The 24,044-nt window shown below is 56.8% G+C and carries 30 protein-coding genes; 21 read left to right on the plus strand and 9 right to left on the minus strand.

Going from position 1 to position 24,044, the window contains the following annotated elements:
- Positions 1–5 precede the first annotated feature (5 nt).
- The 5 genes from DSM25558_RS06415 to tsaD are packed head-to-tail and all read right to left on the minus strand — an operon-like array spanning position 6 to position 3,501.
- A complete protein-coding gene (locus DSM25558_RS06415; protein ID WP_077102988.1) occupies positions 6–650 on the minus strand; it encodes a class I SAM-dependent methyltransferase in 645 nt (214 codons plus the stop codon).
- Between the two features lie 5 nt (positions 651–655).
- The gene (locus DSM25558_RS06420) at positions 656–1,099 is read right to left on the minus strand and encodes an EVE domain-containing protein (RefSeq protein WP_077102990.1); all 444 of its coding nucleotides are present in this window, start codon (positions 1,097–1,099) and stop codon (positions 656–658) included.
- Positions 1,100–1,104: 5 nt separating this feature from the next.
- Positions 1,105–1,398 (minus strand): YciI-like protein, encoded by a 294-nt coding sequence (locus DSM25558_RS06425; RefSeq protein ID WP_077102992.1) that lies wholly within the window; start codon positions 1,396–1,398, stop codon positions 1,105–1,107.
- Positions 1,399–1,417: 19 nt separating this feature from the next.
- A complete protein-coding gene (locus DSM25558_RS06430) occupies positions 1,418–2,404 on the minus strand; it encodes an NAD(P)H-dependent glycerol-3-phosphate dehydrogenase (protein ID WP_083716347.1) in 987 nt (328 codons plus the stop codon).
- On the minus strand, positions 2,404–3,501 hold the full coding sequence (tsaD, locus tag DSM25558_RS06435) for a tRNA (adenosine(37)-N6)-threonylcarbamoyltransferase complex transferase subunit TsaD (protein ID WP_077103140.1): 1,098 nt from the start codon (positions 3,499–3,501) through the stop codon (positions 2,404–2,406). The genes DSM25558_RS06430 and tsaD overlap by 1 nt, the downstream gene beginning before the upstream one ends.
- Before the next feature lie 72 nt (positions 3,502–3,573).
- Between tsaD and hemC the strand changes: the two genes are divergently transcribed.
- From hemC to DSM25558_RS06465, 6 genes are all read left to right on the plus strand, one after another.
- Positions 3,574–4,503, plus strand: a complete 930-nt coding sequence (gene hemC, locus DSM25558_RS06440) for a hydroxymethylbilane synthase (protein ID WP_077102996.1) — start codon at positions 3,574–3,576, stop codon at positions 4,501–4,503.
- Between the two features lie 2 nt (positions 4,504–4,505).
- Positions 4,506–5,246 (plus strand): uroporphyrinogen-III synthase, encoded by a 741-nt coding sequence (locus DSM25558_RS06445; RefSeq protein ID WP_077102998.1) that lies wholly within the window; start codon positions 4,506–4,508, stop codon positions 5,244–5,246.
- Positions 5,247–5,318: 72 nt separating this feature from the next.
- The gene (locus DSM25558_RS06450) at positions 5,319–6,683 is read left to right on the plus strand and encodes a COG4223 family protein (protein ID WP_077103000.1); all 1,365 of its coding nucleotides are present in this window, start codon (positions 5,319–5,321) and stop codon (positions 6,681–6,683) included.
- Positions 6,684–6,686: 3 nt separating this feature from the next.
- Positions 6,687–8,279 carry a heme biosynthesis protein HemY gene (locus DSM25558_RS06455; protein WP_077103002.1) on the plus strand — a complete coding sequence of 531 codons (1,593 nt, stop codon included), beginning with the start codon at positions 6,687–6,689 and terminating at the stop codon, positions 8,277–8,279.
- 18 nt (positions 8,280–8,297) lie between these two features.
- A complete protein-coding gene (locus DSM25558_RS06460) occupies positions 8,298–8,789 on the plus strand; it encodes a tellurite resistance TerB family protein (protein ID WP_077103004.1) in 492 nt (163 codons plus the stop codon).
- Positions 8,779–9,546 carry a glutamine amidotransferase gene (locus DSM25558_RS06465; RefSeq protein WP_077103006.1) on the plus strand — a complete coding sequence of 256 codons (768 nt, stop codon included), beginning with the start codon at positions 8,779–8,781 and terminating at the stop codon, positions 9,544–9,546. The genes DSM25558_RS06460 and DSM25558_RS06465 overlap by 11 nt, the downstream gene beginning before the upstream one ends.
- On the opposite strand, the gene DSM25558_RS06470 is transcribed toward DSM25558_RS06465, so the two are convergent.
- Complete coding sequence (locus DSM25558_RS06470; RefSeq protein ID WP_077103008.1) at positions 9,518–9,946, minus strand: FliM/FliN family flagellar motor switch protein; 429 nt, start codon at positions 9,944–9,946, stop codon at positions 9,518–9,520. The genes DSM25558_RS06465 and DSM25558_RS06470 overlap by 29 nt on opposite strands.
- A 361-nt stretch (positions 9,947–10,307) precedes the next feature.
- Here DSM25558_RS06470 and DSM25558_RS06475 point away from each other — a divergent pair, with 361 nt between their 5' ends.
- Positions 10,308–10,628 (plus strand): YggT family protein, encoded by a 321-nt coding sequence (locus DSM25558_RS06475; RefSeq protein WP_077103010.1) that lies wholly within the window; start codon positions 10,308–10,310, stop codon positions 10,626–10,628.
- An 84-nt stretch (positions 10,629–10,712) separates the two neighbouring features.
- Here the strand turns inward: DSM25558_RS06475 and ppa are convergent, their stop codons facing one another.
- Together ppa and DSM25558_RS06485 are read right to left on the minus strand one after the other, a co-directional pair.
- Positions 10,713–11,246, minus strand: a complete 534-nt coding sequence (gene ppa, locus DSM25558_RS06480; protein ID WP_077103012.1) for an inorganic diphosphatase — start codon at positions 11,244–11,246, stop codon at positions 10,713–10,715.
- Positions 11,247–11,490: 244 nt separating this feature from the next.
- Entirely contained in the window at positions 11,491–11,727 is a 237-nt protein-coding gene (locus DSM25558_RS06485) for a hypothetical protein (RefSeq protein WP_077103014.1), read from the minus strand.
- Positions 11,728–11,838: 111 nt separating this feature from the next.
- On the opposite strand from DSM25558_RS06485, the gene DSM25558_RS06490 reads away from it, so the two are divergent.
- Together DSM25558_RS06490 and DSM25558_RS06495 are read left to right on the plus strand one after the other, a co-directional pair.
- A complete protein-coding gene (locus tag DSM25558_RS06490) occupies positions 11,839–12,750 on the plus strand; it encodes an HpcH/HpaI aldolase/citrate lyase family protein (RefSeq protein WP_077103016.1) in 912 nt (303 codons plus the stop codon).
- A complete protein-coding gene (locus DSM25558_RS06495; RefSeq protein WP_045230874.1) occupies positions 12,747–12,953 on the plus strand; it encodes a DUF1737 domain-containing protein in 207 nt (68 codons plus the stop codon). The genes DSM25558_RS06490 and DSM25558_RS06495 overlap by 4 nt, the downstream gene beginning before the upstream one ends.
- A 23-nt stretch (positions 12,954–12,976) precedes the next feature.
- Here DSM25558_RS06495 and DSM25558_RS06500 read toward each other — a convergent pair whose 3' ends face one another.
- The gene (locus DSM25558_RS06500) at positions 12,977–13,417 is read right to left on the minus strand and encodes a metallopeptidase family protein (protein ID WP_045230875.1); all 441 of its coding nucleotides are present in this window, start codon (positions 13,415–13,417) and stop codon (positions 12,977–12,979) included.
- A gap of 327 nt (positions 13,418–13,744) precedes the next feature.
- On the opposite strand from DSM25558_RS06500, the gene rplU reads away from it, so the two are divergent.
- The 12 genes from rplU (at position 13,745) to DSM25558_RS06560 (ending at position 23,992) form a co-directional block, all read left to right on the plus strand.
- Positions 13,745–14,059 (plus strand): 50S ribosomal protein L21, encoded by a 315-nt coding sequence (gene rplU, locus DSM25558_RS06505; RefSeq protein WP_042620033.1) that lies wholly within the window; start codon positions 13,745–13,747, stop codon positions 14,057–14,059.
- 41 nt (positions 14,060–14,100) lie between these two features.
- Positions 14,101–14,370: a 50S ribosomal protein L27 gene (rpmA, locus tag DSM25558_RS06510; RefSeq protein WP_045230877.1), complete on the plus strand. Its 270-nt coding sequence runs from the start codon at positions 14,101–14,103 to the stop codon at positions 14,368–14,370.
- Positions 14,371–14,499: 129 nt separating this feature from the next.
- Positions 14,500–15,132, plus strand: a complete 633-nt coding sequence (locus DSM25558_RS06515) for a GNAT family N-acetyltransferase (RefSeq protein WP_077103018.1) — start codon at positions 14,500–14,502, stop codon at positions 15,130–15,132.
- The gene (locus tag DSM25558_RS06520) at positions 15,129–15,710 is read left to right on the plus strand and encodes a GNAT family N-acetyltransferase (RefSeq protein ID WP_077103020.1); all 582 of its coding nucleotides are present in this window, start codon (positions 15,129–15,131) and stop codon (positions 15,708–15,710) included. The genes DSM25558_RS06515 and DSM25558_RS06520 overlap by 4 nt, the downstream gene beginning before the upstream one ends.
- A gap of 180 nt (positions 15,711–15,890) precedes the next feature.
- Complete coding sequence (gene obgE / locus DSM25558_RS06525) at positions 15,891–16,958, plus strand: GTPase ObgE (RefSeq protein ID WP_077103022.1); 1,068 nt, start codon at positions 15,891–15,893, stop codon at positions 16,956–16,958.
- Positions 16,955–18,136 (plus strand): glutamate 5-kinase, encoded by a 1,182-nt coding sequence (gene proB, locus DSM25558_RS06530; RefSeq protein WP_077103024.1) that lies wholly within the window; start codon positions 16,955–16,957, stop codon positions 18,134–18,136. Before obgE ends, proB begins: the two co-directional genes overlap by 4 nt.
- On the plus strand, positions 18,129–19,415 hold the full coding sequence (locus DSM25558_RS06535; RefSeq protein WP_077103142.1) for a glutamate-5-semialdehyde dehydrogenase: 1,287 nt from the start codon (positions 18,129–18,131) through the stop codon (positions 19,413–19,415). The genes proB and DSM25558_RS06535 overlap by 8 nt, the downstream gene beginning before the upstream one ends.
- Positions 19,416–19,457: 42 nt before the next feature.
- Positions 19,458–20,042 (plus strand): nicotinate-nucleotide adenylyltransferase, encoded by a 585-nt coding sequence (locus tag DSM25558_RS06540; protein WP_143240035.1) that lies wholly within the window; start codon positions 19,458–19,460, stop codon positions 20,040–20,042.
- Between the two features lie 123 nt (positions 20,043–20,165).
- Positions 20,166–20,579, plus strand: a complete 414-nt coding sequence (rsfS, locus tag DSM25558_RS06545) for a ribosome silencing factor (protein ID WP_045230946.1) — start codon at positions 20,166–20,168, stop codon at positions 20,577–20,579.
- A gap of 102 nt (positions 20,580–20,681) precedes the next feature.
- Positions 20,682–21,164, plus strand: coding sequence for a 23S rRNA (pseudouridine(1915)-N(3))-methyltransferase RlmH (gene rlmH / locus DSM25558_RS06550; protein WP_077103028.1), 483 nt, complete (start codon positions 20,682–20,684; stop codon positions 21,162–21,164).
- A 136-nt stretch (positions 21,165–21,300) separates the two neighbouring features.
- Positions 21,301–22,674, plus strand: a complete 1,374-nt coding sequence (locus tag DSM25558_RS06555) for a murein hydrolase activator EnvC family protein (protein ID WP_244554128.1) — start codon at positions 21,301–21,303, stop codon at positions 22,672–22,674.
- Positions 22,664–23,992 carry a S41 family peptidase gene (locus DSM25558_RS06560; protein ID WP_077103031.1) on the plus strand — a complete coding sequence of 443 codons (1,329 nt, stop codon included), beginning with the start codon at positions 22,664–22,666 and terminating at the stop codon, positions 23,990–23,992. The genes DSM25558_RS06555 and DSM25558_RS06560 overlap by 11 nt, the downstream gene beginning before the upstream one ends.
- Positions 23,993–24,044: the final 52 nt, after the last annotated feature.

The following is a 24,044-nucleotide window of genomic DNA, read 5'->3' on the forward strand; positions in this document are numbered from 1 at the left end:
GGGGTTCAGACGAACCGCCAGACAGTGGTCTTCTTGATCTCACTGTCCTCAAGCGCACGTGTGACCGGCACCTCATAAGTCGCACAAGCTTCCAGCTTGTCCTTCGGAAGGTATGCACGCCCGGGATCACCCACCAGAACGGTGACGCCTTGCCGCGCCAGCACGGCAAACCAGGGAATGAGCGCCTCGGCAAAAGCCTGATCGTAAAACACGTCCCCCGCCAGCATTACATCGGCGTTGACAGGCGTGTTAATGAGATTGTCACCCGCGAACGAGACATCGACTGCATTCTCATGCGAATTCAGCCTCACAGCCGTTTTGGCCCATGGGTCGATATCCACGGCTGTCACATGTGCCGCACCAGCCTTTGCCGCAGCAATGGCAACGAGTCCGGAACCGCTGGCGAAATCCAGCACGCGCTTGCCGCTGACGATGTGGGGATTGTCGAGAACATAACGCGCAAGACCTTGACCGCCCGCCCAGGCAAAGGCCCAGAAAGGTGGCGGCAGACCGATGGCCTGCAATTCATCCTCCGTCTTGAGCCAGAGGTCGTGCGCTTCCGATGCCAGATGCAATGCAATTTCCGGCACATGCGGCGGCCGCATGATGCCGGTATTGGCAAGAATGAACTGCTCCGGATCGGTTTTCAATCCGCTCAGTCCGGGGAGTGCGGCGGATTGTCGAGCTTACCCATGCGGCAAACTTCGAGATATTCCTCCAGCAACACCGGCTGCACGGAAAGCCGCATGGAGGTGACGAGAGCCATGTCGGCGAGCTTCGGATTGGCTTTCACGTCTTTCAGCGTAACGGGTGAGGGCACATCGCACACGGCCTTGATGTGCACACAGTCCCAGCGCGCATCGCCCTCCGCCGTCGAATCGGGGCGTGACAGTTCACACACCTCGACAATGCCGACGACTTCAAGCCCCTCATTGGAGTGGTAGAAGAAGCCCTTGTCGCCAATCTTCATGGCACGCATATTGTTGCGTGCCTGATAATTGCGAACGCCGCCCCACTCTTCGCCGGCGTCACCCTTGGCCTTTTGCTGTTCCCACGACCAAGTGGATGGCTCGGACTTGAAAAGCCAGTAATTCGCCATGCTATTCAAGCTCCAGGATTGTTGAAGACCCAGTTATAGGGCTTCACATCGACGCTTTCGAACAGACCAGCTTTGGCGTAAGGATCGGCATTGGCCAGCGCCTTTGCAGCATCGATGTCGGCGGCTTCGACAATCACCAGACTGCCATTCGGCTTGCCTTCGGCATCCAGAAACGGACCGGCGATCTTCAATGTGCCGTCAGCATTGAGCTTGTTGAGATGTTCAAGATGCGCGGGTCGGGTTTCCATACGCACATGCAGATGGTCAGGCTTGTCTTTGCAGATGAAGGCAAACAGCATTTTCGTCTCCTCTTGAGCCCTATTCAGTGGTGATGGGCCGTGTCATCAATTGTTGAATGGCGGTTTTGATATCCAGCCTGCCATCAATAATGGCCGCAACGGCATCCGTCACTGGCATGTCGATGCCGAGACCATCGGCAAGGCGTGAGGCGACGGAGGCCGCATAAGCGCCTTCCACCAGCCCACCGTGAAACGCAGCAGGTTCGCCGCCCTGCCCCAGCAGAATGCCGAAACGCAGGTTTCGTGACTGGTGGCTGGTGGCCGTCAAAACCAGATCCCCTAGACCAGAGAGACCACGAACCGTATCGGCCTGACCACCCATGGCGACCACGAGACGCGACATCTCGGCCAACCCACGTGAGATTAGTGCCGCCCGCGCCGAATCGCCAAGTCCTGCGCCTTCGACAATGCCGCCTGCGATCGCCAGCACATTCTTCAACGCGCCACCGAGTTGGACACCAATCCTGTCCGTCGAAGCATAAAGCCTGAAAGTCCGCCCGGAAATCGTCTGCGCCAGCCGCTCGGCCACGCTGGCGTCGAGAGCAGCAACCGCCATGGCGGTCGGTAGTCCCTTTGCAATATCGGCAGCAAACCCCGGACCGGACAATACGCCGACAGGATGATGGGGCAGCTCACGCTCCAGCACATCCGTCAGCAGTTGGCCCGAAGAGCGATCAATGCCCTTTGCACAGGTCACGATAACGGCATCCTTAGCCAGGTAAGGACCGTAGTTCCGGGCAGCATCCACCTGCGCCTGAGATGGCATGGCGAAGAGAACGACGCCGGCATCCCGCAGCACATCCGGCTCGGCTGAGTAGTTCAGCGCATCCGGTAAAGAAATGCCGGGCAGTGCAGCGTCATGCATCCCATCCACGCGTAAATCTGCCATCAAGGCTGCATCACGTCCGAGCAGCGTCACGTCGTGGCGGTTTTCCAACGCGACGACCACAGCAATGGCGGTGCCGAAAGCGCCCGAACCGATCACGACGACTTTTTCACGCTCCATCATGCCTTCGCTCCCCGCTTGCCGAAGCCGATCAAGGTCTGCGCTTGCGCATCCAATGGCCAGCGAGAGCGTGGCTGCGTATCGAAGCCGTCAGGCTCCATGCCCAGCGCCATGCGTTCCAGACCGGCCCAGGCAATCATGGCCGCATTGTCCGTGCACAGCTGTAACGGCGGTGCAATAAACCGAAACCGGTGCTTGTCGCACAGATCCTGAAGCGTGCGGCGGATCTCCTGATTGGCCGCAACGCCGCCGGCCACAACGAGTGAAGGTTCCCCTTCAACCGAAGGGTACTCCTCCAGAAATCGTTGCAGGCCACGGCCGATACGGTCCTTCAACGTGCGTGACACGGCCTTTTGAAAGGAAGCGCAAATATCGGCTATATCCTGCTCGGAGAGCGGAGCGATCGCGGTCGCCGCCTGGCGGACCGCCGTCTTCAAGCCGGAAAAGGAAAAATCAAGCCGCGCTTCGCCAACCATGGGCCGGGGCAGAGCAAAACGATCCGCATTGCCGCTTGCTGCAGCTTTTTCCACCGCTGGTCCACCGGGGTAAGGCAACCCCAAAAGCTTGGCGGTCTTGTCGAAAGCTTCGCCCAAGGCGTCATCGATCGTCGTGCCCCAGCGCTCATACTGCCCGACACCGCGCACGAGAATGAGCTGGGTGTGCCCGCCGGAAACCAACAGCATCAGATAGGGAAATGACAGACCGTCGGTCAGGCGAGCGGTCAGCGCATGACCTTCCAAGTGGTTGATGGCGTAAAGTGGTTTGCCGCTCGCCATGGCCATCGCCTTACCGGTCATCAGCCCGACGATGAGCCCACCGATCAGACCCGGACCGGAGGTGGCAGCGATCGCATCGATATCGGCAAGTGTAACACCCGCGCCGGTCAGCGCCTCTTCAACGAGGGTATCGAGCGCTTCCACATGGGCGCGTGCGGCAATTTCCGGCACCACGCCACCATAGGCGCTGTGTTCTTCCAGCTGCGACAAAACGACGTCGGAGATGATCTCTCCACGGCCGTCGGCATGCCGAACCACCACGGATGCAGCGGTTTCGTCGCAACTTGTCTCAATGCCGAGGATACGAAGAAAGGGGGTCATCAGCCGGTTCGTTGATTGCGGTGCTTCAGAAACTTGGGTACGAACACCTCCGGTAACAACGGATAGAAGCGGATGCAAACAAAACCTTTCCGAATCGGCACACGCGGAAGCCCCTTGGCGCTGGCGCAGGCCCATGAGACGCGAGATCGTCTTGTGAAAGCCCATGGCCTTGCGCCTGAAATGTTCGAGATCGTGCCGATTACCACAAAAGGTGACCGCATCGCGGATCGCGCTTTGTCTGAGGTCGGTGGCAAAGGCCTGTTTACCGAGGAGCTGGAAACCAAACTTCTGTCCGGAGATCTGGATTTTGCCGTGCATTCCTCCAAGGACATGGCGACGAAACTGCCTGAAGGCCTCTATCTCTCGGCATTCCTGCCCCGCGAAGACGTGCGCGATGCCTTTATCGGTCGTGCCGCTCCAAAGCTGCTGGAACTTCCCCATGGCGCGACAGTCGGTTCGGCATCACTGCGTCGGCAGGCTCTGATCCGCCGCGTGCGGCCGGACATCAACGTCATCCTGTTTCGAGGTGCCGTGGCAACGCGGTTGCGCAAACTGGAAGACGGCTTGGCCGATGCGACATTGCTCGCCTTCGCAGGTCTCAAGCGGCTGGACATGGCAGATATTCCGACGGAGTTGCTGGAAACGAAAGACTTTCTCCCTGCCCCTGCACAAGGCGCCATCGGGATTGAAAGCCGCATCGGCGATACACGCGTCGGCGATCTGCTCGCGGCCATCAATCACTGTCCCACCTATGATGCTGTGTCCTGCGAACGTGGTTTCCTGTCGGTGCTTGATGGTTCTTGCCGCACACCGATTGCCGGTTACGCCACCTGCGATGGCGATGAGCTGCATTTCTCCGGCCTTATCCTGACGCCTGACGGGCGGACGGAACACAGTGTCGAAATATCAGGAAAGTGCGCGCAGGCTTTGGCGCTTGGCAAGCAAGCCGGGGAACAGGTTCGCGCTGCCGCTGGCACTGGTTTCTTCGAAGGCTGGAGCTGACCATGCGCGTCGTCGTCACCCGCCCACGAGCGTCGGGAGAGAAGACGGCAGCACTTTTGCGCGAACGTGGTCATGAACCGGTTCTGATACCTCTGACAGAGCCCGTTCACCATGCTGACGTCGCCATCGACGCTTTGGCAAGGCCATTGCAAGCACTTGCCGTAACAAGCGCGGAAGCCATTCGCGTGTTGGCGGGAGCTGGTCTTGCTGCGCCAGCGATCCTGCATATGCCACTGTTTGCCGTGGGGACCGCTTCAGCAGAGGCAGCCCGCAAAGCGGGTTTCCACAACGTCACTGCGGGCGACAGTGATGGTCCGGCACTGGCTCAATTGATTGCTGACCAGATGAGAAGCGATACCGGATCGTGCAGCAATCTTCTCTATCTTGCCGGAACACCCAGAGACGCTGGGTTCGAAAAGCGGCTCTCAGAATTGATGGTGCCGTTCGAAACTGTCGAAGTCTATGAAATGCAGCCCCTCTACTGGAACCCTACGCAATGGGAAGGCTTCACAGATAAGCAAATAGATGTTGTCCTTTTGTACTCCAGTGAGGCGGCTCGGCTGTTTTTCAAACTCGTCACCAGTCAGCCTGTTTTCAAGCAATGGGATCACTGTAAGTTTATCTGCATCAGCAAAAAGGTTCTTTCAGATATTCCGCCCGCGTTTCAACACAACGCGATGGCCAGCACTGCCCCCAGCGAGGCCGAAATGTTCGATCTCCTCGACCTGTTAGCGGGAACCTAATTCCCTCTTGCCTCTTTCCTTTGCCGTCATCACTAACTAGGTTTAGGGAAATGCAGGCAAAATGAGGTTGTCATGGTATCGGGAAAACCGCCACGCCACTCCAAGTCCAACGCCGAGCCGGTCACCATTGATCTGGACGCCAAGGACGTGAAAGAAGTCGGCAAGGAAAAAGATACGGCCTCCGTTGAGGACGCGACGATGGCTAAACCCGAACAGAGCACACCGCCTGAACAGACCTCGCCCGCCGACGCTCCGAAAGACAACCCTCGCCCTATCTGGGAAGAGCCGGTAAAAACGCCGATTGAGCCGGAATCCAATGTCCACAAGACCGATAGTGTAAAGGCCGAAGCTGCCACTGGCCAAGGGCCTGCGAAAGCATCAACTGTTCCTCCTTTAAAGGCAGAAACACCCAAGCCGGACCAGCCAAAATCTGAGCTACCGAAAACCGGGCCGACCAAACCTGCTGATGCCAAAACATTCACCACCGCAGCGACACCATCGAAGAGCGCCACGGAGAACAAGGCTGGAAATTCCGGCCTTTTGGCTGCCGGTATCGTTGGCGGCCTGATTGCGCTTCTAGCCGCTGGCAGCATGCAATATGCGGGTTATCTGCCACCATTCACCGGCAATGGCGGCTCTTCGGACGAGTTGACCGCACTCAAGACACAAGTCGCCAGCCTGCGCGAACAGATCGCCAATACGCCACAAACAACAGCAGACACGTCCGCACTTGAAAACCGTATTGCAGCGCTCGAGAGCTCTGCCGCATCTGGCGGTGGCGATGTCGCCAACAAATTGACGGCGCTTGAAAGCACAGTTTCCACCCTTCAGTCCGAAAAAGCCGCGCAGGACAGCGCCAACGCCGATCTTACCCGCCGTTTGGGCGAAGCCGAAACCAAGATCAATGAACCGCGCGACGATATCGAAGTCGCGCGCGCAATCGCTTCTGCCGGCCTGAAGGCGGCTATCGATCGTGGCGGACCGTTCCTTGCGGAACTCGATACGTTGTCTCGTGTCACACCGGATGAACCGGCTGTACAATCGCTGCGGCCCTTCGCAAATACGGGCGTTCCGTCTCGCGCCGAACTGACCCGAAATTTCCCCGACGTCGCCAATGCGATGCTGGACTCGCTCAACCAATCCGATCCCAATCAAGGTGTCGTTGATCGCTTGACGGAAAGCGCTCTATCTCTCGTCAAAGTCCGGCCGGTGGGCAATGTCGAGGGAGAGGGTGCCGACGCGAAAATTGCGCGGATCGAAGACAAGCTTCGCAATGGCGATTTAAAGGGTGCAGCACTTGAGTGGGACGGTCTGCCTGAACCAGCAAAGGCGGCATCCGCTGACTTCAAAAAATCGCTCGATGCCCGCGTTCAGGTTGAAGACCTCGTGAACGGTACGTTGACACGCGCCATCACCAGCACCGGACAGAAGGGGTAAGACATGACAAAAATCATCGGTTTCGTTGTCATCGTCCTTCTCATTGGCTTCGGTTTTTCCTGGCTGGCAGATCGTCCAGGCGTGCTTTCCATCGTCTGGCAGGGCCAGCTGATCGAGATGAGCCTGATGGTCGCGGCATCCATTGTCGCGGCCTTGATCGCAGCGGTGATGATCGTCTGGTGGCTTTTCAATACGGTCTGGAACTCGCCCCATGCCGCGCGGCGTTATTTCCGTTCCCGCAAGCGGGATCGCGGTTATCAGGCGCTCTCGACAGGACTGATTGCAGCGGGAGCGGGCAACGCCCTTCTGGCCCGCAAAATGACGGCGCGCACGCAAGGTCTTCTAAGCGCCGATCAGGAGCCTCTTATCCATCTTCTGGAAGCGCAGGCCGATCTCATCGAAGGCAAATACGATGCGGCCCGCCGCAAGTTCGAAGCCATGGCGCAGGACCCGGAAACACGTGAGCTTGGTCTGCGCGGACTTTACATGGAAGCACGCCGCCAAGGCGCCAACGAAGCCGCTCTCGAATATGCCGAAGATGCGGCAAAGAACGCACCCTATCTTCCGTGGGCAGCTCAAGCGACGCTGGAAAGCAAATCCCGCAGCGGCGAATGGGACGACGCCATTCGTTTGCTCGATCAGCAGAAGGCAGCACAGGTCATAGGGCGGGGCGAAGCGGAGCGGCTGAAAGCTGTTCTCTTGACCGCAAAGGCGGAAGAGAAGTTCGAGATCGACCCAAAAGCTGCGCGTGAAGATGCCAAGCAGGCACTGAAACTGTCCAAGGGGCTCGTCCCTGCCGCGCTGGTGGCCGCAAAATCTTACTTGCGCGAAGACAATCTTCGCAAGGCTGCCGCGGTTCTGGAGCCGGTCTGGAAGATTGCCCCGCATCCGCAGATCGCTCAACTCTATGTGCGCGCCCGTAGTGGCGATACCGCCGTTGATCGCCTCAAACGCGCTGAGCGGCTTGAAAGCCTGAAACCCAACAATGTCGAGTCACTGTTTGCGGTAGCACAGGCAGCTCTTGACGCGCAGGACTTTACCCGCGCCCGCGCCAAGGCAGAAGCTGCCGCGCGGATTCAGCCCCGCGAAAGCATCTTTCTGCTGATGGCAGACATCGAGGAAGCGGAAACAGGCGATCAGGGCCGCATTCGCCACTGGATGGCGCAGGCGCTACGTGCACCGCGCGACCACGCATGGGTCGCGGATGGCATCGTCTCCGACAAATGGCTACCTGCGTCACCCGTCACGGGCAGACTGGATAGTTTCGAGTGGAAAGTCCCCTTCGGCCAGGTCGAAGGACCCGTGGAAGACAATGGGATAGACCATGCGCTGTCATCTCTGCCGGATGTTGCCAAACCGGAAATCCGTGAGAAAATCATCGAGATTCCAGTCCCGGTGAAGGTGGTCGATCCTGTCGTACTAAACGAAGCCAGACCGGTGGCTGACAAACCGACCCATCCGAAAAATGAAGTCGTTAATCCTGTCGAGGAAAAGCGCCCGGATGCTGTTCCCTTCTTCGGCGGTTTGCCGGATGATCCTGGTGTGAAAAAGCCCAATGCCGAACCGGACGAAAAGACCCGCCTCAAGCTGTTTTGATCGATTTTAAGGACAATCATGTTCGAACGTATCCAGTCTTTTTTCCAGAATCTCACGCAAGGCGGATCATCAGAAGATTTCGCGCCGGATGATTTGCGCGTTGCCATCGCAGCCCTGTGCTTTCAGGTCATGGAAGCTGACGGCACCGTCTCGAACGTGGAACGCCAACGTCTGCGTGAGTTGCTTCAAGAGCATTATGATCTGAGCTCCAGCAAACTGGATGCACTGATGGAAGCAGGGCGTGAGGCTGGCCGGGAAGCGGTGGATTATTATCGCTTCACCACTGACATAAGGCGGCATCTCAATGAAGAGCAGCGCATCGAACTGATCGGCGTTCTCTGGGACATCGTTTATGCGGATGGTGAACGCAACGAAATGGAAGACCACGTCATCTGGCGCGTCGCCGATCTGTTGGGCGTTTCGGTACGGGACCGCGTTTTGCAACGCCAGCAGGCGGCAACGCATGTGAATGTTTCCGAAGAAAGCGACAACAAACAAGATGCTGTTTGAGCCATCCCGTCAGCAGCGGAAACAAGACAGCATCTTGATCGTTCTCCACCAGGAAAGATCAACACCCGGCAGGGTCGGTCAGATGCTGATCGAAAAAGGGTACAGGCTGGACATCCGCCGCCCCGCACTGGGTGACGAACTTCCCGCAACACTTGGTGCGCACAAGGGTGCCGTGATCTTCGGTGGCCCTATGAGTGCCAATGACTCCGAACCCTTCATCAAATCGGAAATCAACTGGCTGAAAGTCCCCCTGAAAGAGAACAAGCCTTTTCTCGGCATCTGCCTCGGCGCACAAATGCTGTCCAAGCATCTGGGCGGAAAGGTTCAGGCCCATCGGGAAGGCAAGGTGGAAATTGGCTGGTATCCCCTGAAGACGACAGAAAAAGGTCGCTTGTTGATGAAGCATTGGCCGCAAATGGTCTATCATTTCCACCGGGAGGGTTTTGATCTACCCCACGGTGCAGACCTGCTTGCGTCCGGAGAGACTTACCCCAACCAAGCCTTCCGATACGGCCATAATGCCTGGGGTCTGCAATTCCACGCCGAACTCACCCGCGCCATGATGCACAGCTGGGTGGTACGCGGAGCCGAACGTTTCGGCATGCCCAACGCGCAAGTCGGCAGCCAGCATCTGGAGGGTCGGATGATGTTCGATACGCCGCTCAGAAGTTGGTTATCGCATTTTCTGGATTTGGTGTTTGAGGGCCAGTCCCAGAGCGCGTGCCCAGCTAGCTACGCAACACTTCCGTCAGTTTGACACCGATGATGTTGTCGTCATTGTCGGAGACGATTTCGCCCCGGCCTATCGTCTGACCGTTAACCCGGATTTCGACCGGATCGCCAAAGCGCTTGTTCAAGAGAACGACCTGATCTTTCGTCAGCGACATCAAAGCAGAGACCGGAACCTGTGCGTGGCCGATGACGACTTCCATCGTTAGCGGAATGTCATCGAAGCTTTTACCAGATACGGGTTGCGAACCAACCAAGGCGCGGCTGTTGTCGTAAACCGGCCTTCCCCAGTCGGTCAGTTGCGCTCTCACGGCCTGCCGGTCCGAAATCGGAGAGTTCAGCGCGTGCTCAACGCGATAAGGCTGGTTGAAACTCGCGCCGACAGCGGGCCATGAGAAAGGTGCTGCACCGTCACTTGAATCCATCATGGAACACCTTCAACAAATCGAATCAGCCCTCTCATAGGGTCGGTGTCATCATAGTCGCGCTGCTGATGGAGATTTATGAGCCAGTGATTTAACCGTTAACGATGAATTAACATCCACAGGCAAGTCTCGTTATACGGCGTGTCCGCGGGAAAATAGCGTCAAAACGGCACAGATACCCGAATTGACGCAAACTTCGGTGGCAACCAAATACATCGTGTCGCAAAGCTGAACATGTCGGTGCCGTTCCACCGTTCAGGTTAAAACAAAAGGACGTTATTCATGACATCCCGAAAACCGCATCGCGTCTCTTGAAAAAGCCTCCAAATCAACGGCACTTGCCGGTTGCTGTATGAATGACTAAATGTCACCCAACAACGATATGGAGACATTGATGCTTGCCCTGTTTCAGACAATCGATCTGGCTTTGAACCTTTATACCTGGGTGCTGATTATCAGTGCCATCTTCTCCTGGCTCTATGCCTTCAATGTCATCAATTCTTCGAACCAGTTCGTGGGCGCGATCGGCAGTTTCCTTTACAATGTCACCGAGCCGGCGCTGCGACCCATCCGTCGCGTTCTGCCAAACCTCGGCGGCATCGACATCTCTCCGATCATCCTGCTGCTGATCATCTTCTTCATCCGCTCGCTGATGTGGAACACGATCTACCCGCTGGTCGCCTGATTTTTTCCCCATCGGCATAAAAAATCCTCCGGATCGCTAGCGACCCGGAGGATTTGCAGTTTCAAATATATGCAGAAGCTACAATCAGCCTTGCGACTTGTAGCGCTCGATAGCTTCGAGAATCAGCTTCTTGGCAATGTCGACATTCTGCCAGCCGCCCATCTTCACCCATTTACCGGGCTCCAGATCCTTATAGTGCTCGAAGAAGTGCTCGATCTGCTTCAGCGTGATTTCCGGCAGGTCCGTGTAGTTCTGAACCTTGTCGTAACGCTGCGTCAGCTTGGGAGATGGGACAGCGAGAATCTTCTCATCCTTGCCGCCATCGTCTTCCATGATCATCACGCCGATCGGGCGCACATTGATAACGCAGCCAGGCACAAGCGGACGTGTGTTGCAGATCAACACATCGATAGGGTCGCCATCCTCAGAAAGAGTGTGCGGGACGAAACCGTAGTTACCCGGATAAGTCATCGGGGTGTAAAGAAAACGGTCAACGACCAGCGCGCCCGCTTCCTTGTCCATTTCGTACTTGATCGGGTGGCCGCCAACCGGGACCTCAACAATCACATTGATATCATCAGGTGGGTTCTTGCCGATAGAAATAGCATCGATACGCATTCGCTTCCCTCGATTAGGTGGGTTGGACTGGCATGTCGATACTGGGAAAGTCGCCGCTTGGCAACACAGCTTGGCCGGTTGCGACAAAACTCCCCATGCAAACGGTGGGTTACCGTTACAGGAGCTCAGAAAATCAGAGGTGCGAACTGATATGAAAGCGGCTTAGCCGAAGGATTTGACGACCGCAAGCATGCAGTCGCAAATCTTCGGCTGAAGCAAAACCCGACGTCGTGCGTTCAGCAACTTACTGGTCGATGATGGTCCCGCGGCCGTCATTCCAAACGCGCATGTTCTGCTGCTCGTGACGGCGTGGCTGCACGGGAATCGGAGCGGGTTTGAGACGGGCGGAAAACAGACGCGCTGCACTTAGCACCGCCAGGGTGCCGATAAGCGCAATCGTCAAGGACGCGGTGAAAAGTGCGGCAAGAGCCAGAATTGCGATGCTGGAAGCCGCGATAAAGAATGTACGAATGCCCTGCATGATTCAAACCTTTCTGTCCAGACGAATGTGGGCCTTCTTTCCGCTGCTTGCAAGAGGGTTACCGCCGTCTGTAAGCTTGCGAATGTCACAAAAGGTTGACACAAGTGCGGCATGGCCGATTTTTATTTCAACAATACTGCTCGTCCCCGCCGTTCACTTCTTTCGGTGCCCGCCATAAACACGCGCGCACTTGCAAAACTCCAAACGCTGGATTGCGATGGCGTGATCTTCGATCTTGAAGATTCGGTTTCACCTGACATGAAGGACGAAGCGAGACGCAATCTCGTGGCCTTCTTCAAAGAAACGACTTTAGCAGGTCGTGAGGCAATCATCCGCATCAACCCTGCCACGACGACTGTCGGACAGGCAGACCTCAAAGCGGCGCTTGCCTGCCATGCCGATGCCATCCTTCTGCCAAAGGTTGAACAACCCTCGGATATTAACGACGTGGCCGACCTGCTGGCAGAGACCGATGCTCCCGACACTCTGAAAATCTGGGCGATGATCGAAACGCCAAAAGGTGTACTGAATGCAGCCGCCATCGCCGAAGCATGTCACACGATAGGTGCGCGGCTTGGTGGTTTCGTTATCGGCCTCAACGATCTGCGCAAAGACACCCGCGTACCCATAGGGGCCGAGCGAACCTATCTCGTACCATGGTTGATGCAGGTCGTGCTTGCGGCCCGCGCCTATGGATTGGACGTCATTGATAGCGTGTCGAACGATTTTCGTGACCTCGACGCGTTTGCAGCGGAATGCGAGCAAGGCCGCGCCATGGGTTTCGATGGCAAGATGCTAATCCATCCAGCCCAGATCGACGCGGCAAACCAGGCTTTTGCCCCGGATGCGCAGGCGTTGACGGAGGCGCAGGAGATAATTGCAGCTTTTGAAAAACCGGAATCTGTGGGATTGAACGTCATCAATTCCAAAGGGCGGATGATCGAGCGACTGCATGTCGGCCCGGCTGAAAGGCTGGTCGCCATGGCGCAGATCATCGCCGAACGAAAGGCAGGAAAAACATGAAAGTCTATCGCTTCATCACCGGTCCCGACGACGCGAAATTTTGTCACCGCGTTACCGAAGCGCTCAACAAGGGCTGGGAGTTGGCGGGGTCACCGACCTATGCGTTCAATGCGGCAACCGGTGTCATGCACTGCGGACAGCCGGTGACCAAGACAGTCGAAGGCAAAGAGTACCATCCGGACATGAAACTGGGCGAGCAGTAAGGCTTGACCTAAGCAACGGCGGATCAGCGATCCGTCGCTGCCTCGTCAGCGCTTTCCTCGATACGCTCCATGTCGTCATCCGACAGACCGAAATGATGGCCGATTTCGTGGATCAGGACGTGGGTGATGATGTCGCCCAGCGTCTCCTCGTTTTCAGCCCAGTAGTCGAGAATGGGGCGACGATAGAGGATGATGCGGTTGACCATCTCACCGGTTTCCATGGTGAAACGTTCCGAAATGCCGCGTCCTTCGAACAGGCCAAGCAGATCGAAGGGCGTTTCCAGCGCCATGTCCTCGAACACCTCATCGGTCGGAAAATCCGCGATCTCGATGATCAGGTCCTTGGTCAGCGCGCGAAACTCTTCCGGCAAATGGCCATATGCCTCGATGGCAAGCGATTCGAACGCTGAAAGTGTCGGCGCGTGGCGATCCCGCCAATCGTCGGTTTTGTCTATGCGGGCCATTTCTGCTCCTTGTTGAGAGGCCCATATAAACCCTCGCCGACGAAATTTCGAGGCCTGTTTGCCACAACTGGTGAAATCCCCTGAGATTCTTGGTCATCAGGGTTATTTCCACCCCCCAACGAACTTGACAGAAACGGTCTGCTGGCGTATCCGGCACGTGAAATTGAGGGCGTATTGCGTCTTCCGTTCATATCGCTTTGTCAAAAGCGGTTTCACCGGCGTGTTTCCAGAAGCATTCTGCCTCCGGAATTCAGGCTATTCGACTGATAAAAAGACGGCCAGACCGCATTTGCGGGCAGAGCCGGAACGAACATGAAAGGGTAAAAAATGTTCGCAGTCATCAAGACCGGCGGTAAGCAGTACCGTGTAGCGGCCAACGACGTGCTCACAATTGAAAAATTGGAAGCAGAAGCTGGCGCAACTGTAGAATTCACCGAAGTTCTCGTGATCGGCGTTGGCGCTGACGCACAGTTCGGCGCGCCTTTCGTTGCTGGTGCAACGGTCAAGGCTGAAGTTGTTGAACACAACCGCGGCAAGAAGGTCATCGCCTTCAAGAAGCGTCGTCGTCAGAACTCCAAGCGTACGCGCGGTCATCGTCAGCATCACACCGTCGTCCGTATCACGGACATCGTTGCAGCCTAATCGGCGCGACACGGGAAACCAGGTTTTAAAGGAGAAATCCAATGGCACATAAAAAAGCTGGCGGTTCATCGCGTAACGGTCGCGATTCGAATTCCAAGCGCCTTGGCGTGAAGAAGTTCGGCGGCGAAGCCGTAATTCCAGGCAACATTATTCTGCGCCAGCGCGGAACGCAGTGGCATCCCGGCGCCAATGTTGGCCTCGGCAAAGACCACACGATTTTCGCGCTCACAGCCGGCAACGTATCCTTCCGCTCGAAGGGCAATGGCCGCGTATACGTGTCTGTAGCACCGAAAGCGGAAGCCGCAGAATAAGCCGGTCGCGTCATATGCAGCCGGTGTCCCAATGACCCGGCTGAGACGTAACAGGTTCAGTCATAAAAAAGGGGAGTTGGGGCACCACCCAACTCCCCTTTTTTCTTAACCTCATGGAGGGACTGAACCATGCAAGCTGAATTGTTAAGGGATGACCAATCACGGTCACCCGAAGAGCGGCCAAGACCGGAACGGTCAAGGAGCGATTGCCCCGTCTTATTATCGCAAAGGCTCGTTCTGCGCGCGCCTCACGAAGAAGACATTGACGCCCTTGCCCATCTTGCCAACAACGCCAACATCGCGACCATGGTGTCGCGTATGCCGCACCCTTACACGGCCAAAGATGCCGCGGATTTCGTGCGACGTGCAAAAGTGGGCGAGATTGGCAAGTGCGTCTATGCGATTACCCGCATGGAGAATGGCGAGTTTATGGGCTGCTGCGGGCTGGAACCGCAGGAAGACGGCAAGACGCTCGAAATGGGCTATTGGCTGGGCGAGCGTTACTGGAACAATGGATACACGACAGAAGCCGCTCATGCCCTGATCGATATGGCGTTCCGCACCCGTGACATCGAACAGATCGATGCACGGTGCCGTGTCACCAACATTGCCTCGCGCCGGGTCATACAAAAGTGCGGTTTCCAGCTTCAGGGTTCCGGCATGGTCGGTTCGCTGGCGTTGGGCGGCATGGTTCCGGTTGAATGGTACAGACTGGATCGCAAGACTTGGGTCTCGCTGAGAAGCTGGGGAGATACACGATGAGCACAGCTTACTCGACACATCCTCAGCATTCGATCGTGGCCAATACTTGCCCGATATTGCAAACCCGCCGTCTGGTGCTGCGCCCGCAGCGTCTTTCGGATGCGGGGAGCATCGCGCAAGCGCTGAGCGACTTTGAGGTGACGCGGATGCTGACCCGCGTTCCCGCGCCTTACCACAGGCAGGATGCCCTGGAATTGTTGCTTCTTCGCACCGTCGGCACATCGCCGGACTGGGATTTCGCCATCACATGCGGCGACGATACCTTGGTTGGCGTCGTGTCCATCGAGAACCGTCGCGATGAATGGCATCTGGGATATTGGCTGAACCGCTCCCACTGGGGCCGCGGCTATATGACTGAAGCTGTCGCAACGGTGATCGGCCGTTTCTTCGAGAAAATGTCGGGCGACGTTCTACATTCCGGCGTGTTTGCGGATAATCCAGCTTCTTTGCGGGTGCAGGAAAAGTTGGGTTTCCGCATCACAGGCTGCCATGAGGTTTACGCGACCCCACGCTCGACCATGGTGACACATATCGACACGGCTGTGACTGCGAAGACATTTCGCGCGCCGCAACCATGATCGGAACGAAAATAGGGCCGGTTTCTCACAAACCGGCCTTGCTCCACGGGCTTTCGAGCCACGATAATCTTTGACCTTGAGAGCCTGCACCTATATTTGGAGCGGCAGACCCTTTTACAAAAAAGCAAGACCGCAAGCATTTGCAGGAATTGCCACTAAGCTGACAGAACGGCCAAGACGATGAAATTTCTCGATGAAGCAAAAGTTTATATTCGCTCCGGCGACGGCGGTGCCGGCGCGGTTTCCTTCCGGCGCGAAAAATTCATCGAGTTCGGCGGTCCCGATGGCGGTGACGGCGGGCGCGGCGGTGATGTGTGGGTAGAAGTCGTCAATGGCCTCAATACGCTGATCGACTTTCGCTTCCAGCAGCACTTCAAGGCCACCATCGGCCAGCACGGTATGGGCCAGGGCCGCACGGGCGCGAAAGGTGCCAGCGTGGTGTTGCGCGTACCCGTTGGCACGCAGATTTTTGAAGAAGACAATGAAACGCTGATTATCGATCTGACCAAGGAAGGCCAACGGTTCCGTCTGGCTGCCGGCGGTAATGGCGGTTTCGGTAATGCCTATTTCAAGTCTTCGACCAATCAGGCCCCCACGCACGCCAACCCCGGCCTTGTTGGTGAGGAAAAGATGATCTGGCTTCGCCTGAAGCTGATTGCCGATGCAGGTCTGGTCGGCCTTCCCAATGCAGGCAAATCTACGTTCCTCGCGACCGTTACTCGTGCGCGTCCAAAAATCGCCAACTATCCCTTCACCACGCTGCATCCCAATCTGGGTGTTGCTACGATTGACGGGCGCGAATTCGTTCTGGCCGATATTCCGGGCCTGATCGAAGGCGCGCATGAAGGCGTTGGTATTGGCGACCGTTTCCTGGGTCACGTTGAGCGCACCCGTGTTCTGCTCCACCTCGTTTCCGCGCAGGAAGAGAATGTCGGTAAGGCTTATAAAACCGTCAAACGTGAGCTTGCTGCTTATGGCGGCGGGTTGACGGACAAGCCTGAAATCGTGGCACTTTCGCAAATCGACGTGCTGGACGAAAAGGAATTGAAGAAGAAGGCGAAGGAGCTGGAGAAGGCTTGTGGCCGCCCGCCCCTTCTTCTGTCTGCTGCCGCCCATCTCGGTATGCTCGAAACCCTTCGTGAGCTTCGCGATATCATCGTGTCCGACAGCCGTGGCGGCGATACCGCCATGCCGGATCGCTCCATGCCAGTCGAAGACGAAATCGAGGATGGAGACGACCGTCTATGACGTCGATTTCGACATTGGTGCGAAAACCGCTCGGTAGCCACCACCGTATCGTCATCAAGATCGGCTCTGCCCTTCTGGTCGATCGTGCAAGTGGCCTGAAAAAGGAATGGCTGGATGCGATCTGCGAGGATATCGCGGCGCTGAAAGCCAATGGTGCCGATGTGCAGGTCGTGTCATCAGGTGCCATCGCTCTGGGGCGTACAGTCTTGGGCCTACCCTCGGGACCGCTGAAGCTTGAGGAAAGCCAGGCGGCAGCAGCCGTTGGTCAGATTGCACTGGCACGTGCATGGTCGGAAAGCCTGTCCAAGCACGATATCGTCGCGGGCCAAATTCTACTGACGCTGTCTGACACCGAAGAACGTCGCCGTTATCTCAACGCCCGCGCAACGATCAACCAGCTTCTAAAACTCGGGGCTATACCGATCATCAACGAAAACGACACGGTTGCGACGACGGAAATCCGCTATGGCGACAATGACCGTCTTGCGGCCCGCGTGGCGACGATGACAGGTGCGGATCTGCTGGTTCTGCTGTCGGATATAGACGGGCTCTACACTGCACCGCCGCATCTCGATCCCGACGCCCAGTTTCTGGAAACGATTGCCAAGATCACGCCAGAGATCGAAGCCATGGCGGGTGGGGCTGCGTCCGAATTTTCGCGTGGCGGCATGCGCACCAAGATAGATGCGGGCAAGATCGCGACGGCCGCCGGTTGCGGCATGATCATCGCGTCCGGCAAAACGCTCAACCCGCTGAAAGCCATCGAGAACGGAACACGTTCCTCATGGTTCGCACCGTCTGGAACACCGGTCACGGCCCGCAAGACCTGGATTGCCGGGCAACTCCAGCCCGTGGGCGAACTGCATGTGGATGCAGGTGCTGAAAAGGCGCTCTACGACGGTAAAAGTCTTCTTCCCGCAGGCGTGACGCTGGTGAAGGGTAATTTCGGACGTGGTGATGCGGTTGTCATCATGGGCGCGCAAGGTCGTGAAATCGCCCGGGGTCTGGCCGGTTACGATGACGACGAAGCGCGCCAAATCAACGGTCACAAGTCCAACGAGATCGAGGCGATCCTCGGTTATGTCGGTCGTGCCGCGATGATCCACCGCGACGATCTGGTGATGACGGGTCTTTCCGTTAAACTGAAAAATGCAAACAAGGATGAAGTCGATGCCTGAACAGGCCGTGAAGCAGAGCCATGATATCGAAACGCTGATGATGTCCATCGGCGCTCAGGCAAAAGCTGCTTCACGACCTCTGTCCATCGCCAGCACCGAGCAGAAGAACCGCGCTTTACTGGCCATGGCCTCTGCCATCGAAGCAGCGACGGGCAAAATCCTCGATGCCAATGCCAAGGACATGGTGGCTGCCGAAAGTTCAGGCGTCGCCGCCTCCTTCATCGATCGCTTGAAACTGGATGATGCAAGAATTGCCAGCATCGCAGACGGCATTCGCTCCGTCGCCGCACTGGCCGACCCCGTCGGCGAGGTCATAGCGGCATGGGATCGTCCAAACGGCCTTAAGATCGAACGCGTTCGCACGCCGCTCGGTGTCATTGGCGTCATCTATGAAAGCCGCCCGAACGTGACGGCAGACGCGGGTGCGCTTTGCCTGAAGGCAGGCAACGCCGTGATCCTGCGCGGTGGTTCGGACTCGCAATATTCATCGCGTGCTATCCATGCCTGCCTCGTAGAAGGCTTGAAGATCGCAGGTCTTCCAGAGCATGCGATCCAACTCGTGCCCGTGACGGATCGTGCCGCTGTCGGCAGTCTGCTGGGCGGGCTTGGAGGCACTGTTGATGTCATCGTTCCACGCGGAGGCAAAAGCCTCGTGGCACGTGTTCAGTCGGAAGCCCGAGTTCCCGTCTTTGCGCATTTGGAAGGCATCTGCCACGTCTACGTCGATAAATCAGCCGATCTGGAGATGGCGCGGAAACTCGTTCTGAACTCCAAGATGCGCCGCACCGGCATTTGTGGCTCCGCTGAAACACTGCTGGTGGATGCTTCCGCCGTTTCCACGCATCTGGAGCCGCTGGTGAAGATTTTACTCGACGCCGGTTGCGAAGTGCGCGGCTCGGCGGTCGTGCAGAACGCCGTCGAAGGTGTGATCGCAGCGACGGAAGAAGACTGGCGGACAGAATATCTCGATGCCATCATCTCGGTTAATGTCGTGGACGGCATTTCCGGTGCCATTGCGCATATTGGCAAATATTCTTCCAATCACACGGAGGCGGTTATCGCTGAAGACACAGAGGTAGTCGAACGTTTCTTCAACGAGATTGATTCGGCCATTCTGCTGCACAACGCTTCCACGCAATTTGCCGATGGTGGTGAATTCGGCATGGGCGCGGAAATCGGTATTGCCACAGGCAAGATGCATGCACGTGGTCCAGTGGGCGTCGAGCAGTTGACGTCGTTCAAATACCGCGTGCATGGCACCGGCCAGACGCGGACCTGATATTTGACCGCGGATCATGGCCTGGAAAAACGCTATCTGACCATGCCGCACACGGAGCGCGGCATGGTGATTGGCCTGTTCGGCGGTTCGTTCAATCCGCCCCATGCCGGTCATGCGCTGGTTGCTGAAATTGCACTGCGGCGTCTGGGTCTCGATCAACTTTGGTGGATGGTGACGCCGGGCAATCCGTTAAAAAACAAGGCCGATCTGGCACCTCTGGCGTCCCGTATTGACGCCTGTGAAAAGCTGATCTCCGACCCGCGCGTCAAGGTGACCGCCTTCGAACAATCGTTCGGCGTCACATATACGGCCAACACACTTCGTCTGATAAAAGCGAAGAACCCCCACGTCCGCTTCATTTGGATCATGGGTGCGGATAATCTACGCAATTTCCATCGCTGGCAGAGCTGGCGCAAGATTGCCGAAACATTCCCGATTGCCGTCATCGACAGGCCGGGGGCTACGCTTGCCTATCTGTCTTCCACCATGGCACAGGCCTACAGTCACGCCCGCGTAGACGAAGATGATGCCGGTGTCCTGTGGACGAAAACCGCACCGGCCTGGATTTTCATTCACGGCCCACGGTCGACATTGAGTTCTACCGCGCTGCGCAACGAGCATAGATGAAGTAGGCAGGGTACTGCCCTTGCCCACATCTTGAAAAGTTAACGCTTTGATGCCACCTTATTTGTGTGGCGCACAGAATCGCTGTGTCACAGTATCTGGTTTGTCATTTCGAGAGGAAAACAACTGACAACAGTACACACCAAGGGAAGAGCTTTCAGCGCTATCCCAAAGAGCATGGAGAGTGGCGTTGATGCTGCCCGTCGTGCCCTCGGAACCGTCCTTGCCAGTGTCGAGGACTCCAAAGCAGAAGACATCGTTTACCTGAACATTGCCGGAAAATCGGCGCTTGCGGACTACATGGTTGTGGTTTCCGGGCGCTCGAACAGGCATGTCTCGGCGATTTGCGAACATCTCATGTCCGATATGAAGGATGAGGGCTTCGGCCATTCGCGTATCGAGGGCCTCGAAAACGGCGATTGGGTCGTGATCGACGCTGGCGATGTCATCATTCACGTGTTCCGTCCCGAAGTCCGAGCGTTCTACAACATCGAAAAGATGTGGGCCGCTCCTGATATCGAGGAAGAAACGCTGCACTGATGCGGCCTTCGGGTGACGCAGACGCTTTGCCCGCATAGGAATCCGCAGCCTGTCCTGCTAAGAGCGCAACTGGCAACATTTGCGATATGGATGGATGTGTGAATGCGGATTTCGATTTTTGCGGTGGGACGGCTCAAATCCGGCCCTGAAAAGGATCTTGCGTCTCGTTATCTCGACCGTTTTGCCAAAACCGGCCCGGCAATCGGGCTGGAATTCTCCCGCATCATCGAGGTCGCGGAAAGCCGCGCTTCGAACGCTGAGACACGCAAGCGTGAAGAAGCAGCCATGCTGGAGAAGAATTTGGCAGACGGTGCTGCTCTCATTCTACTCGACGAGCGTGGCAGAGCGCTCGATAGCCCTGGCTTCGCAGAGCTTTTTGGAAACCTTCGCGATGGCGGCAAGCGTGACCTTGTGATTGCCATTGGCGGAGCCGATGGTCTCGACCCCCAGCTTTATGACAAGGCGACGGCCACTCTATGTCTTGGTAAACTCACGTGGCCGCATCAGTTGGTGCGCATCCTGATCGCTGAACAGCTCTACCGCACTGTGACGATTCTCTCTGGCCACCCCTATCACCGCGTCTGAAGTTTCGTATAAAGCCGCCATCATATCGACAAGCGGCAGGTGCCTATTGGCGCGAAGCGGCGAAGCAGCGTATGGTCGCCAAACTTTTCGGCGGTTAACATTTCCAATGGCAAATATGTGCGGCAAAAACAGGTGGATGGCTCTTTCGGGCGTGATCCTTGCTGTCTGCATGGTCGCGTCCTATCCATCTGGTAAGGCCATGGCGCTGGAAGACGCGCCGCCCACACTTTCACACGATACCACACCGCCTGATGAACTGGGTGCGCTGGAAAAACGCCGGGACCAGAACCGCGAGGATTTGCAGGCACTTGTCGACAGTATCGGCCTTTCCGAAGACAAGGCGCGCCAGCTTCAAGACAGCATCGCTTCTCTCAACCAAGATACGAGCCGCATCAAGGATGAATTGATTGCCTCGGCAGGGCGTCGCAAGGACCTTGAGGGTAAGATCAGCGACGGCGAGGACAGGCTCGCCAAGCTCAGCGTCCGCGAAGACGCCGTCAAAACATCCTTGAGGGAAAGACGCGGTGTGCTGGCCGAGGTGCTGGCCGCTCTTCAGCGCATGGGCCGTAATCCCCCTCCCGCCCTTCTCGTTTCACCCGAAGATGCCTTGGCATCGGTGCGCAGCGCCATTCTATTGGGAGCCGTGGTTCCGGGCATCCGTAGCGAGACGGACAAGCTGATTTCTGCTCTCAAAGAGTTGACTGATCTGCGCCAAGCGATTGCGCTTGAAAAAGAGCAACTGACCGACACCATGACGGCGAGCCTGGAAGAGGAAAAGCGGCTCGATCTGCTGCGTTTGGAAAACGAGAAACGCAACAGCCAGACGGCCAGCGAACTTGAGGCAGAACGCAAGCGTTCTGAAGAGCTTGCAGGAAAAGCAACCAGTCTGGAAGGACTGGTTTCATCTTTGGAAAACGAGATTTCTTCGGTCCGTGAAGCGAAAGAAAAAGAGCGCTTGGAGCAGGAGCGGATAGCCTCTTTACCACCAGCGGAACGGGACAAATTGCAGGCCCAGACCGAGGCCGGAATGCCCGATAAAAACCGCATTGCGCCCGCATATCCGTTTTCGAGTCTGAAGGGTAAATTGGCGTTGCCGGTTTCCGGAGATGTGCTGCGACGGTTCGGCGATGCCGACGGTACGGGGCATTTTTCCAAGGGAACGGTTGTTGCGACTGGCCCGGAAGCGCTGGTAACGGCACCTGCCGATGGTTTCGTGGTTTTCGCCGGGGAATTTCGCAGTTACGGCCGAATGATTATTCTCAATACGGGTGACGGTTATCACCTTGTGCTGACGGGCATGGACAATGTGAGGACGAGACAGGGCATGTTTGTGTTCTCCGGCGAACCGATTGCCTCCATGGGTACGAAAAGAGTGGCAAGTGCAGCAGCATTGGCGCTGGAAACTGACAAGCCGACGCTTTACATTGAATTCAGGAAAGACGGCGTACCGGTTGATTCTCAACCTTGGTGGACCGTAAAAAATACCGGAAGGGCGCGCAATGATTCGTAAGGCTTCACTTCTCATTATCGGTGGACTTATGGGTGCCACAGCGATGAGCGTTATCTACTCGGCAAGCATGCCGGCACAGGCTGCCGGCCCTTCGACCTATAAGGAGCTGTCGATTTTTGGTGACGTGTTTGAGCGTGTACGCGCCCAATATGTGACGCCACCCGATGACAAGAAGCTCGTTGAAAACGCCATCAATGGCATGCTGAGCTCGCTCGATCCCCATTCCAGCTTCCTGAATGCGCAGGACGCCACAGACATGCGCACCCAGACAAAGGGTGAATTCGGCGGTCTCGGCATCGAAGTGACGATGGAAAACGAACTGGTCAAAGTCATCTCGCCTATGGATGATACGCCCGCTGCCAAGGCGGGCATTCTGGCCGGCGACTATATCTCCGAAATCGATGGTGCCCCTGTACGTGGGCTGAAGCTTGAAGAAGCCGTCGAAAAGATGCGCGGTGCCGTCAAGACTCCCATCAAGTTAACGGTTATCCGTCAGGGCGCAGACAAGCCGCTCGACTTTACCGTCATGCGTGACATCATCGCCGTCCGTGCGGTCAAGTCGCGTGTTGAAGGTGGTGATATCGGTTACCTGCGTGTGATTTCCTTCACCGAGAAGACCTATGATGATCTCGAAAAGGCAATCAAGAAAATCAAGGAAGATGTGCCCGCCGACAAGCTGAAGGGTTACGTCCTCGATCTGCGTCTCAACCCAGGCGGTTTGCTGGATCAGGCGATCAATGTTTCCGACGCCTTCCTGGAACGCGGCGAAGTGGTGTCGACCCGTGGTCGTAACCCGGAAGAGACCCGTCGCTTCAACGCGACTGCAGGCGATCTGACCGATGGAAAACCCGTGATCGTTCTGGTCAACGGCGGTTCCGCATCCGCATCGGAAATCGTAGCCGGTGCGTTGCAAGACCTGCGTCGCGCGACCGTTGTCGGCACGCGTTCCTTCGGTAAGGGTTCCGTACAGACGATCATTCCTCTTGGCGATACCGGCGCGCTTCGTCTGACGACGGCGCTCTATTACACGCCATCGGGCAAGTCGATCCAGGGCACAGGCATCACGCCTGACATCAAGGTCGATCAGCCATTGCCGGAAGAGCTCCAGGGGCGTGTCCGTGCGGAAGGCGAATCCAGCCTGCGTGGCCATATTCAGGGCCAGAGCGAGACCGATGAAGGCTCAGGTTCGGCAGCTTATGTTCCGCCGGAAACAAAGGACGACATCCAGCTCAACTACGCAATGGATCTTCTCCATGGTACTAAGACGGACCCATCCTTCCCGCCAAATCCTGATAAGGCTGTGGTCAACAAGCAGTAATACTTAACGGCGTGGATTAAACTCCACGCCTGTTTTTCCCTGCGATCACTAA

Source organism: Agrobacterium sp. DSM 25558 (genome assembly GCF_900100825.1).
Taxonomy (GTDB): domain Bacteria; phylum Pseudomonadota; class Alphaproteobacteria; order Rhizobiales; family Rhizobiaceae; genus Agrobacterium.